Origin of the sequence: Mesorhizobium sp. M4B.F.Ca.ET.017.02.2.1 (assembly GCF_003998955.1) — a bacterium.
Taxonomy (GTDB): domain Bacteria; phylum Pseudomonadota; class Alphaproteobacteria; order Rhizobiales; family Rhizobiaceae; genus Mesorhizobium; species Mesorhizobium abyssinicae.
In genome coordinates this window covers 1-10,827 of sequence record NZ_RZOF01000219.1, presented here as the reverse complement: position 1 = coordinate 10,827, position 10,827 = coordinate 1, and the positions used below count along the sequence as shown (strand labels likewise).

The following is a 10,827-nucleotide window of genomic DNA, read 5'->3' as shown; positions in this document are numbered from 1 at the left end:
ACAAGATCCTGGTGCTCAGCCGCACCGGCGAGACGGCGATCCAGTCGCTCGCCTCGGCCAGCCATGTCGACCGCGAGCAGCTCGACCGCCGCATGGCGACGACGCCGAACGAGATGGTGCTCGGCGTGCCGGGGGTGACCGTGCAGGCCGACGCGCGCCGCGTCAGCTCCAGCATCAACATCCGCGGCCTGCAGGATTTCGGCCGCGTCGCGGTCATCATCGACGGCGCCAGGCAGGATTTCCAGCGCTCCGATCATGGCACGCAGTCGACCTTCTACGTCGACCCTGAACTCATCAAATCCGTCGACGTGATCCGCGGTCCGGTCGCCAACACCTATGGCTCCGGCGCCATCGGCGGCGTCGTCTTCTTCGACACCAAGGATGCCGAGGATTTCCTCAAGCCGGAGGAAAGCTGGGCTAGCGCGCTCACCGGCCGTTATGAAAGCAACGGCAAGGGCTGGACCACCAGCGCCACCGGCGCCTACCGCTTCAGCGAGAACTGGGATGTGCTCGGCAACATCGTCTACCGCGACTATGACGACTACAAGAATGGCGGCGGCGACACTGTCGGCGGCACCGGCTTCGACGTGCTGAGCGGCCTGCTCAAGACCACGATCCGCCCGACCGAGAACAGCGAGTTGAAACTCGGCTGGGTCGGCTCCAGCGACGGCTGGACGGAGACCAGCAGCGGCGTGCCGGCCAACGATGTCGACCTGAAGTCGAACACTTTTACAGCCCGCTACAACATCACCGACGACTCCAGGAGCTGGCTCGATCTCCACATCAACGCCTCCTACAACAAGACCAACCTCGATCTGACCAGCCTTGTCGCGCAAAACCGGTTCGATCCGGAAACCGGTCTTCCCGTCGTGTTGCCTGCGGGGTCGACCTCGACCTTCGATGTCGGCACAACCGGCATCGATATCTGGAACACGTCGCGCTTCGAGACCGCCGGCGTCGCGCACGAGCTGACCTATGGCGGCGACTGGGTCGGCGACAATGTCGAGACGGGCGGTACCGCCGGCGGCGACAGCTTCTACACGCCGTCCGGCAAGCGCAACGTCTCCGGCGCCTACATCCAGGACAAACTGACCTGGGAGTGGCTCGAGGTGATCACCGGCCTGCGTTACGACAGCTACAGGCTGAAGGATTCGGATAACGAGACATCCGGCGACAGGCTGTCGCCGCGCATCACCGTCGGCGTCTCGCCCTTCGAAAGCGCCAGCCTGTCTGGCCTGCAGTTCTATGGCACCTACGCCGAAGGCTACCGCTCGCCCTCGCTGACGGAGACGCGCTGATCAGCGGCAACCATCCGGCCGGCGGTGCGTGCCGACCTTGCCACCATCCCGCCCTTGTAGGAAATCGTGTGGCCGTCGATGACAGAGGCCGAGAGCCCGGCATAACCCCAACCGGCGTCGTAGACGCTTTCCAGCTCGAAGCCGTTGATTTTGGCCTTGGCGAAGTTCTGGTACTGGAAGCAGATCGGGATGCCCGGGCCGAACGGGCAGCCGCTGGTCGGGTCGAATGCCGACAGCACGACGCCGTCAATGTAGTCGTCGACACCCTCCTCCCAGGTCACCGCGCAGCTCGGCCTTCGCTTCCTCGAAGACAAGCTGACCGTCGGCGGCGAGGTGCAGTACAACGGCAAGCCCAAGGGCAACTCCGTGGCCAAGGACTATACGCTGGTCAACGCCTTCGCCAGCTACCAGGCATTGTTGTTGAAATAGGCGGCCTTGAGCCGCAGCGCGTCGCCGGCTTCGAAGATGTCGTTCTGCTTGAAGTTGACGCCGAATTCGACCGTCTTGCCGGTTTCGGGCCGCAGGTTGGGGTTGGGCAGGAACGGGAAGCTGACGGTACACCAACCCGCTGAACGGCGGCACGACGGCTGTCCTCTACGAACCCGGCATCACGCTGAAGCTGGGGGCGACCATGCGCTTTGGGGGCTGACGACCATGACAAGCTTGACGGCATCGCTTCGTCTGCTGGCCTCGACGCTGGCGATGTCGCTTGCGGCGGCGCCGGCGTGGGCCCAGTCCGCACCGGCCCCTCAACTCAGCCTCGAGCTTAATGCCGCGCAGCCCTCCGATAAGGGCTGCCGGCTGACTTTCGTGGTCAACAACGCGCTCGGCGCCGACCTGTCGAAGGCCGCCTTCGAGATCGCTCTGTTCAACGAGGCCGGCGTCGTCGACCGCTTGACCGTGCTTGACTTCAAGGACCTGCCAGCGGGCAAGACCAAGGTGACGCGCTTCGATCTTGCCGGCACCGACTGCGCCAAGGTCAGCCGCGTGCTGATCAACAGCGCGGCCGAATGCGCCGGCGCTGGCGTCAAGCCGGCCGGCTGCATGCGCGGCCTGAAGACCTCGACCAAGACCGGCATCGCTTTCGGAGTCTGATGCAACGGTGGGAATAGAGCCGTCACTCGCGCGAGACGCCCTTGCCTGGCCTCGGCCGGCATCGGCTTCGCGCCGCTCGCGGCAAGCGATCTTGATTTGACAATGCCGGACTGGTCGCGGCAGCTTCCGTACCGCGCCATGCAGGACATCAGTGAAATTTCCGACCTCAGCAGCGAGTTGACGGCAACACCAGGCGAGCCGCTTGCGGGCGCGCGGCCGCCGGAAAGGAACCTCAATTGGATCGCGACGATCGGCGCGTCCGGCACCCTTCATGCGGCGCTGGCGGCGGCCTTGATGATTGCGCCGGCGACAACCCTTAGTTTTCAGGACGCCATGCAGGCGGAGGGCGCCGATCAATCAGGCGCCAACGTCGTCGGCAGCGCCTCGGATGGACAAATGCCGGGCGCGGTCAACGTCGCGCTGGTGCCAACCCCGAAACCACCGACGACGCCGGCAGTGAAGCCGGCGCCAACTCCGGCTCCCCAGGCAAAACGAGAGTCGGCAGCGCCAGCACCTGCGAAGGAAACCGTCGAAAAGCCAGACCCGGCACCTGACATTTTGATCGCCGGAACGCCGCGAGACAACCTTCACAGCCCGGCGCAGGCGGATGAGCAGCCGGTGACTTCCGCGATCCAGGACGAAAGCTCCGAGCCTGAACCGGCTTTTTCCGGGCAGCCGCCCGTCCCGACCCCGAGGCCGAGCCCTGCCGACGGTTCGGGCGCTGTAAGCAAGATGGCCGACGCGCGCGGCACGGCGGACGGGCAAGAGATCAAGGCGTCGATCGCCAGCAAGGGCAAGGCCAAGGCAGCGAACGGCGAAGCGGCGAGATCGCGCTACAGTGGCGAGATCGCCAGCAAGCTGGCGAAAGCCAATCGTCTTGTTTCAAAGTCGGCGCAGGCCAAGGCTCTCAACAATGCCACGGTGAGCTTTGTGGTGTTGGCGAATGGCCGCGTCACGGACCTTGAGCTCGCCAAAAGTTCAGGTTCACGCGAACTCGATCAGTTCGCGTTGAACCTGGTGCGCCAGCAGTCACCCTTCCCTCCCATTCCGCCGGAGATCGGAATTTCGAGCTGGCGGTTCAGAGCCCCAATCGGTCCGTACTGATCGGCTTCGAAACCACCCACCATACATCGCCAAAGGAATAGCCAATGTACATCGCCATGAACCGCTTCAAGGTCCAGAACGGCTCGGAAGACGCCTTCGAGGATGTCTGGAAGAACCGCGATTCCAGCCTCTCCGACATGAAAGGCTTCAGGGAATTCCACCTGCTGCGCGGTCCGGTCAACGAGAACGAGGGCTACACGCTGTTCGCCTCGCACACGGTTTGGGCCAGCCACGAGGATTTCGTCGCCTGGACGAAGTCGGAAAACTTCCGCGCCGCCCATCGCAACGCCGGCACCTCGAAGGTTCACTATCTCGGTCATCCCCAGTTCGAAGGGTTCTCGGTTGTCGAGGGGGCGTAGCCGCTGGCGCGCGGTCAATCTCGGTTGACGGTAAGGGTGTGTCGAGATTCAGGTCAGGCCGAGTTGAAAATGGTGGCTTCCGACAACCGGAGCGGAGCGTACTTGAAGCACGTGAGCACCGGAGGCGCAGGAAGCCGCCATTTGCAGGCCGGCCTCACCTGAATATCAACACACCCTAGGCAGCAGCCAGCAGGCTGGCGTTTCCGCCCGCCGCCGTGGTGTCGACGCAGACGGCGCGCTCATGCGCGTAGGCCGCCGGGTTGAGCACCTCGCTGACCAACGGCACGATCGGGCCGGCGCGCTCGGCGATGACCTTGCGCACGACGCGTGCCGCCTCCGGCGTGCCGGAGAAGGCGACGACGTCGACCCGCAGCGCGCGCGCCTCGACCGGGTCGGGCCTTCCGTCTATGGCCGCGATCGGCAGGCCCTTGCCGGTCAGCGCCGACAGCGCCGCCGGCGCGCCCGGCGCCACCGCGAGCACGGCGTTGCCGGCGGCGAGCGCCTGGATCGCCTGCGCCAGCAGCGTGTCGGTATCCGGTCCAAGGCAAAGCACGCGACCGCGCGGCGCCAACGACAGCGTGTTGGCCTCCCCCGTCGGGCCTGGCAGATCGACCTGACCAAAATCGATACTTGCCGCCGCGCCGATGGCCGCCGCGCCCTTGCCGCGCAGATGCTTCCGCAGGATTGCCACGCGGTCGGGCCGCGTCGACCAGCCGCCGAGCGTCGGATCGGGCAGATTGTCGGCAAGTTCGGTTGCCGTCACCTTGTGGCCCTCGGCGACATGCGTGCCCGCCTCCGGCCCCTTACGGAAGCGCCGCAGGTAATGCGGCCCGCCGGCCTTCGGTCCCGTGCCCGAAAGCCCCTCGCCGCCGAACGGCTGCGACCCGACCACGGCACCGATCTGGTTGCGGTTGACATAGATGTTGCCGGCATGGATGCCGTCGACGAAATGCTGGACGCGGCCTTCGATGCGCGTGTGCAGGCCGAAGGTCAGGCCATAGCCCTTGCGGTTGATGGCGGCGATGACGGTGTCGATCTCGTCGGCGTCGAAGCTGGCGACATGCAGCACCGGGCCGAACACCTCGCGCTCCATCTCCTCGATGCCCTTGACGCGGAAGACATGCGGCGCGACGAAGCGGCCGCTCTTCGGCGCCTCGAGCTTGGCAATCAGCCGGCCCTGCAGGCCCATCTTGGTGCAATAGTCGCGGATCGACGCTTGCGCCTCGTCATCGATGACCGGGCCGACATCGGTCGAGATCAGCCAGGGATCGCCGAGGTGGAGCGCCTCCATCGCGCCCTTCAGCATCTCCAGCATCTTCTTCTCGACGTCCTTCTGCACGTAGAGCACGCGCAGCGCCGAGCAGCGCTGGCCGGCGCTCTGGAAGGCGGAGGCGAGGATGTCGCGCACCGCCTGCTCGGGCAGCGCGGTGGAATCGACGATCATGGCGTTGAGCCCGCCGGTCTCGGCGATCAGCATGGCGTCGGGTGCGGCGGTCTCGGCCAGTTGCTTCTCGATCAGCTTGGCGACCTCGGTCGAGCCGGTGAAGCAGACACCGGCAATGCGCGGGTCGGCCGTCAGCGGCGCCCCGACCGAGGGACCGTCGCCGGGCAGAAGCTGGATAATGTCTTCCGGCACGCCCGCCTCGCGCAGCATCTCGACGGCGCGGAAGGCGATCAGCGGCGTCTGTTCTGCCGGCTTGGCTATGACCGAATTGCCGGTGACGAGGGCTGCCGCGATCTGGCCGGTGAAGATGGCGAGGGGGAAATTCCACGGCGAGATGCAGACGATCGCGCCGCGCGCCTCGGTGCCCGTTTCCGCATTGGCGGCCTCGGCGGCGTAGTAGCGCAGGAAATCGACCGCCTCGCGCACCTCGGCGACGCCGTCGGCCAGCGACTTGCCGGCCTCGCGGGTGGCGAGCGCAAAGAACTCGGCCGCGTTGGCCTCATAGAGGTCGGCGGCGCGGTTCAGGATCGCCGCGCGCTCGGCGACCGGGCGTTTGGCCCAGGCCGGCTGCGCTTCGACGGCGATGCGCACGGCAGTGGCGACCTGCTTGGCGGCCGCCTCGTGGATGGTGCCGACAACCTCGTCGGGCTTCGCCGGATTGACCACCGGGCGTTCCTTGCCGTAGCCGGCGGCGCGCGTGATCGGCTTGGCGTGCCAGCGGTTCGATCCGGCGAACTCGGCCTTGGCCTTGTCGATCGCCGCCAGCGTCACCGGATCTGTGATGTCGACGCCCCTGGAATTGCGGCGGCCGGCGCCGAAGATCCCGGCGGGACGGGCGATCGCCGGATTGGCGGCGGGCCCCTGCGTTTCGACCGTTTCCAGCGGGTCGCGGGCGATGTCTTCCGGCTCGACCTCCTCGTCGGTGAGCTGGTGCACGAAGGACGAGTTGGCGCCGTTTTCCAGCAGACGGCGCACCAGATAGGCGAGCAGGTCGGAATGGGCGCCGACCGGCGCATAGATGCGGCAGCGCGCGCCTTCGGCCTGGCGCACCGTCTCGTGCAGCGCCTCGCCCATGCCGTGCAGGCGCTGGAACTCGAAGGAATCGCGATCCTTGGCCATCGACAGGATGGCGGCAACCGTATGGGCGTTGTGGGTGGCGAACTGCGGATAGATGCGGTCGGTCATCGACAGCAGCTTCTTCGCGCAGGCCATGTAGGAGACGTCAGTGTTGACCTTGCGGGTGAAGACCGGATAGCCGGCGAGCCCCAGCGTCTGCGCCCGCTTGATCTCGGTGTCCCAATAGGCGCCCTTGACCAGCCGCACCATGATGGTGCGGTCGTACTTTTTGGCCAGATGGTAGAGCCAGTCGATGACGAAGGCCGCGCGTGGCCCATACGCTTGCACCACCACGCCGAAACCGTTCCAGCCGGCAAGCTCCGGCTCGGCCAGCACGCGCTCGATGACGTCGAGCGACAGATCGAGGCGATCCGCCTCCTCGGCGTCGATGTTGAGCCCCATGCGCGAATGCCGCGCCGCCAGCGCCAGCGACAGCAGGCGCTCGGCCATCACCGGCAGCATCGTCTCCTTCTGCGCCACTTCGTAGCGCGGATGCAGCGCCGAAAGCTTGACCGAAATGCCGTGGTTGTTGCGGATGTCCGGCCCGTTGGAACCGGAATCGAGTGAGGAGATCGCGTCGGCATAGGCCTTGTGGTAGCGCAGCGCGTCGGCCTCGGTGCGGGCCGCCTCGCCCAGCATGTCGAAGGAATAGAGATAGCCCTTTTGCGTCATCGGCCGGCCGCGCTTGACGGCCTCGGCGATGGTGCGGCCGAGCACGAACTGCTCGCCCATTTCGCGCATGGCGGCTGCCACCGCCTTGCGGATCACGGGTTCGCCCAGCCGGCGCACCATGGCCCGCAGCGTGCCCTCGATGCCGCCCTCGCCCTCGTCCAGCACGCGCCCGGTCAGCATCAGCGCCCAGGTCGAGGCATTGACGAAGATCGAGCTCGAGCCGCCCGAATGCGCGGACCAGTCGTGCGGCGCGATCTTGTCGGCGATGAGATCGTCCATCGTCTCGGTGTCGGGCACGCGCAGCAGCGCCTCGGCAAGGCACATCAGCGCGACACCTTCCTTGGTCGACAGGCCGTAGGCGGAGAGGAAAACCTCCATCAGCCTCGGATCGGTCGAGCCGCGCACCGCGCGCACCAGATCGGCCGCGCGGGCCGAGATCGCCTTGCGGTCATCCGCCGAAAGCCCCGCTCCATCGGCGAGCCGCTTCACCGCGGCGTCTTCGTCGGGCAAATAGTTGGCGCGGATCTGCTGGCGGATGGCATCGAGCGCGGGCATGGCTGTCCTATCGAGCGAGCTTGAGGGAGCGGGCCGGCGGTCACCGGACCGAATGGCGCAAGCTAGCACAATTGCCGTTTTCAGTCGGTCCAAAGAAATCGACATGCCGTTTCGATTGGACTATGATTTGCGCAATATTCTCGCCAACTCGACTGCCAATTTGATGACAGAAGACCAATTGGACCGCATCGACCGCAACATCCTGTCGGCGCTGGCGCGCGACGGGCGGCTTTCCATGTCTGAGCTGGCCGGCAAGGTCGGCCTGTCGAAGACGCCGGTGCAGGCGCGCGTCAAGCGCCTGGAGAAGGATGGTTACATCAGGGGTTACCAGGCGATCATCGATCGCGAGCGCATGGGAGAAGGCCACGTCGCGTTCGTCCAGGTGAAATTGTCGGACACCCGCTCGGCCGCGCTCGACGCCTTCAATCGATCCGTGCAGGCAGTCCCCGAGATCGAGCAATGCCATATGATGGCGTCGAGCTTCGACTATCTGTTGAAGGTCCGCACCACCGACATCGCCGCCTATCGCCGGGTGCTGGGCGAGCGCATTTCGGCTCTCCCCCATGTTGCCCAGACTTCCACCTTCGTGGCGATGGAGACGGTCAAGGACCGCTAGCTCATTCCGACAGCGTCTTCAGGAACGCCACCAGCGCCGCGCGCTCGCGGTCTGAAAGCTCGACCGGGTGGACCTCAGAAACACCTTCGACGCTCGCCGGCGCCTTCGAATAGTGCTCGACCACCTCTTCGAGCGACGAAAACTGCCCGGCATGCATGTAGGGCGCGCGGGCAGCCGCACCTCGGAGCGACGGCGTCTTGTAGGCGCGCACCAGGTCCGGCCCGCCCTTCACCATGAAGCGCAGCTCACGGCACGCGTTGTCGTCGCCGTCGCGGAACTTGCCTAAGCAGTTGAACGGGTCGGCCTCGACCTGCACTACGGCATCGATGCGGCCGCGATCCGGCGGCAGGTCCTTGACCGGCGGCACGCCGGTGTTGTGGAAAGAGTTGTCGGTGAAACGCGGGCCATTGTGGCAGGTCACGCAATTGGCCTTGCCGATGAACAGTTTCAGCCCAAGCATCTCCTCGGGCGACAAGGCGTCGTCCCCCTGTGGCTCGGCGCCCGATGCCAGATCGATGGCGAAACGGTCGAAGCGCGTCTGCGGCGGCTCGATCGACCGCTCGAAAGCGCCGATCGCCTTGCCGATATTGGCAAAGACGCGGTTGACGTCCTCGGCCTGGCTGACGGGCATGGCGGCCCAGGCCGCCTTCTCGGCATCTGTGCCGAGCGGGCTGGCATTGGCGGGCACGGTGGAGAGATCGGGCAGCGGCCCGAAGATGCGCTCGTAGCGCTCGCCGAAGCGTTTCTTGATGTAATGCGCGAAGGCGGCGCGGTTTCCGCCATGCTCGAGCGGGTTTTCGAGCGGCGTCAACGCCTGCGCCCACAGGCTGTCGCGCCGCCCGTCCCAGAAGAACCAGGGATCGCGCGCCACGCCGGCCAGCGGCATTGTGCGCCGGTTGGTGCGGCCGATGCCGACCGCTTGCGGCAGGTCGTCCTGGAACTGGCGGTCGATCTTGTGGCAGGTCGAACAGGACACGTTGCCGTCGCGGCTCATGCCCTGGTCGAAGAACAGCGTCGAGCCCAGGGCCGCGGCCGCTGGCACCTCGGCGAAGCGATTGGTGGTGTCGGGCTTCAGCGGCGGCAGCGTGTTCAGCGCCAGCGATGCGATGACTTTCTTCTCGGCATCGGAAAACTGCGGCTTGCCGCAGCCGGCAAGCAACGCCATGGCGACCAGTGCGACGAGAGGCAGGACCAGCAGGAGGCGCCTCATCGACCGCTCACAGCACGATGTTGAAGACGACCGTATCGGACCCGGCCGCCGCGGAAATGGCAAAGCGCAGCTGCCACCAGCCGCTCATCGTGAATTTCAGCCCATCGATGCGATAGCGCCCTTCGCCCAGATAGTCGGTCGCCTGCGGGCTGGTCGGCAGGCCGTGATTGTGCTGCGGCATGCCGCCGGAAACGGCAATCGCCGCTCCCTCCACCGGATCGCCCTTGACTGTCTTCAGCGTCAGCAGCCAGGACTGCAATTCGCCTTGCCGGACCCCGCCCCGCTCCGGCTGGAAACTGGCGACGAACAGCCCGTTTGCCGTCGTCTTCGAGCGCGACGTGTCGGGGCCCGGCGTCGTTTGCGGAGCGGTCAGGTACACGATCGCAAGAACGCCAGCCAGCAAGGCGGCCAGACCAAGACCCGCGAGAAGATAGCGCCATAGGGATGCCAAACCGGTTCCTTCTCCAAAGACAACGTTCCAGCGGGCGCATCGCATCCCGCCGCGACTGTGGGAAACCGCTTCTGACGCAAAAAACCGCAGCCGCCAAGCATGGCGTTGCCCATCGCAAAAAGCTACAGCAGCACCTCGTTGGTTTGTGCATGTCGTCATCCCCAAAACGCTAGACACTTTTGCGCGACATGCACCGGGAGACAGATAGATGGCTGCAAATGGCGTCGCCTCGATCGGCGAGTGCATGCTCGAACTGTCGGGCCAGGCGGGACCGAACTGGCGCATGGGCTTTGCCGGCGACACGTTCAACATGCTGTGGGCGCTGCATGCGCTGAGCGGCGAGCGGCCGGCGACTTATGTCTCGGCCTTCGGCGACGACCCGTTCTCGCAAGGGCAGATCGCCTTCTTCGCCGAAAACGGCATCGGCATTGGCCAAAGCCCTGTCATTCCAGGCGCCCGGCCAGGCCTTTACGCCATCACGCTGACCGGCGCCGAACGCGCCTTCACCTACTGGCGCGCCGACGCCGCCGCCAGGCAACTGGCTTCGGATCCGGACGCATTGGCCAAAAACCTTGAAAACCAGGCGCTTGTCTATTTTTCCGGAATCACTTTGGGAATCCTGGAGGACGCCGGACGCCAGACGTTGCTGAAGGCGGTGGCCAAGGCGCGCGCGGCTGGTTCGCGCGTCGCCTTCGATCCCAACTACCGGCCGCGGCTGTGGCGCAGCCGCGAGGAGGCGCAGGCGGCAACCACCGAAGCGTTGGCTGTAACCGATATCGCGCTGCCAACCTTTCCCGACGAGCAGATGCTGTTTGGCGACGCGACGCCGCAGGCGACTGCCGACCGGCTTGGCCGATTGGTCGGCGAAATCGTCGTCAAGAATGGCGAGGACGCGGCGCTGATCGCC

General features: G+C 65.9%; 10 protein-coding genes and 1 pseudogene. 6 read left to right on the top strand and 5 right to left on the bottom strand.

Annotation, left to right across the window (positions count from 1 at the left end; genetic code table 11):
- Positions 1-1,298, top strand: a 1,298-nt coding sequence (locus tag EN738_RS22760) for a TonB-dependent receptor plug domain-containing protein (RefSeq protein WP_245494619.1), incomplete at its 5' end; no start/stop codon positions are given.
- 53 nt (positions 1,299-1,351) lie between these two features.
- Here EN738_RS22760 and EN738_RS22755 read toward each other — a convergent pair.
- Both EN738_RS22755 and EN738_RS22750 read right to left on the bottom strand, forming a co-directional pair.
- Positions 1,352-1,561 (bottom strand): annotated as a pseudogene (locus tag EN738_RS22755) (hypothetical protein); the annotation flags it as partial.
- A gap of 141 nt (positions 1,562-1,702) precedes the next feature.
- Positions 1,703-1,822 carry a hypothetical protein gene (locus EN738_RS22750; protein WP_245494623.1) on the bottom strand — a complete coding sequence of 40 codons (120 nt, stop codon included), beginning with the start codon at positions 1,820-1,822 and terminating at the stop codon, positions 1,703-1,705.
- 130 nt (positions 1,823-1,952) lie between these two features.
- On the opposite strand from EN738_RS22750, the gene EN738_RS22745 reads away from it, so the two are divergent.
- The 3 genes from EN738_RS22745 to EN738_RS22735 all read left to right on the top strand — a co-directional run bounded on the left by EN738_RS22745 (position 1,953) and on the right by EN738_RS22735 (position 3,856).
- Entirely contained in the window at positions 1,953-2,393 is a 441-nt protein-coding gene (locus tag EN738_RS22745) for a hypothetical protein (RefSeq protein ID WP_127285681.1), read from the top strand.
- Between the two features lie 102 nt (positions 2,394-2,495).
- Positions 2,496-3,497 (top strand): energy transducer TonB, encoded by a 1,002-nt coding sequence (locus EN738_RS22740; RefSeq protein ID WP_245494613.1) that lies wholly within the window; start codon positions 2,496-2,498, stop codon positions 3,495-3,497.
- Positions 3,498-3,541: 44 nt separating this feature from the next.
- The gene (locus EN738_RS22735) at positions 3,542-3,856 is read left to right on the top strand and encodes an antibiotic biosynthesis monooxygenase (protein ID WP_127285680.1); all 315 of its coding nucleotides are present in this window, start codon (positions 3,542-3,544) and stop codon (positions 3,854-3,856) included.
- Positions 3,857-4,031: 175 nt separating this feature from the next.
- On the opposite strand, the gene putA is transcribed toward EN738_RS22735, so the two are convergent.
- On the bottom strand, positions 4,032-7,643 hold the full coding sequence (gene putA, locus EN738_RS22730; RefSeq protein WP_127285679.1) for a bifunctional proline dehydrogenase/L-glutamate gamma-semialdehyde dehydrogenase PutA: 3,612 nt from the start codon (positions 7,641-7,643) through the stop codon (positions 4,032-4,034).
- A gap of 163 nt (positions 7,644-7,806) precedes the next feature.
- Here putA and EN738_RS22725 point away from each other — a divergent pair, with 163 nt between their 5' ends.
- Entirely contained in the window at positions 7,807-8,259 is a 453-nt protein-coding gene (locus EN738_RS22725; RefSeq protein WP_127285682.1) for an Lrp/AsnC ligand binding domain-containing protein, read from the top strand.
- Position 8,260: 1 nt separating this feature from the next.
- On the opposite strand, the gene EN738_RS22720 is transcribed toward EN738_RS22725, so the two are convergent.
- Positions 8,261-9,469 carry a cytochrome c peroxidase gene (locus EN738_RS22720; RefSeq protein ID WP_127285678.1) on the bottom strand — a complete coding sequence of 403 codons (1,209 nt, stop codon included), beginning with the start codon at positions 9,467-9,469 and terminating at the stop codon, positions 8,261-8,263.
- Positions 9,470-9,476: 7 nt separating this feature from the next.
- Positions 9,477-9,920, bottom strand: coding sequence for a FixH family protein (locus tag EN738_RS22715; protein WP_127285677.1), 444 nt, complete (start codon positions 9,918-9,920; stop codon positions 9,477-9,479).
- Positions 9,921-10,128: 208 nt separating this feature from the next.
- Here EN738_RS22715 and EN738_RS22710 point away from each other — a divergent pair.
- Positions 10,129-10,827: sugar kinase (locus tag EN738_RS22710; RefSeq protein WP_145966903.1), on the top strand; the 699-nt coding region annotated here is incomplete at its 3' end.

Bases quoted from the DNA above. Each gene is read 5' to 3' on its own strand.
- EN738_RS22745 (WP_127285681.1), top strand. From the start codon at position 1,953: ATGACAAGCTTGACGGCATCGCTTCGTCTGCTGGCCTCGACGCTGGCG.
- EN738_RS22740 (WP_245494613.1), top strand. From the start codon at position 2,496: ATGCCGGACTGGTCGCGGCAGCTTCCGTACCGCGCCATGCAGGACATC.
- EN738_RS22735 (WP_127285680.1), top strand. From the start codon at position 3,542: ATGTACATCGCCATGAACCGCTTCAAGGTCCAGAACGGCTCGGAAGAC.
- putA (WP_127285679.1), bottom strand. From the start codon at position 7,643: ATGCCCGCGCTCGATGCCATCCGCCAGCAGATCCGCGCCAACTATTTG.
- EN738_RS22725 (WP_127285682.1), top strand. From the start codon at position 7,807: ATGACAGAAGACCAATTGGACCGCATCGACCGCAACATCCTGTCGGCG.
- EN738_RS22720 (WP_127285678.1), bottom strand. From the start codon at position 9,469: ATGAGGCGCCTCCTGCTGGTCCTGCCTCTCGTCGCACTGGTCGCCATG.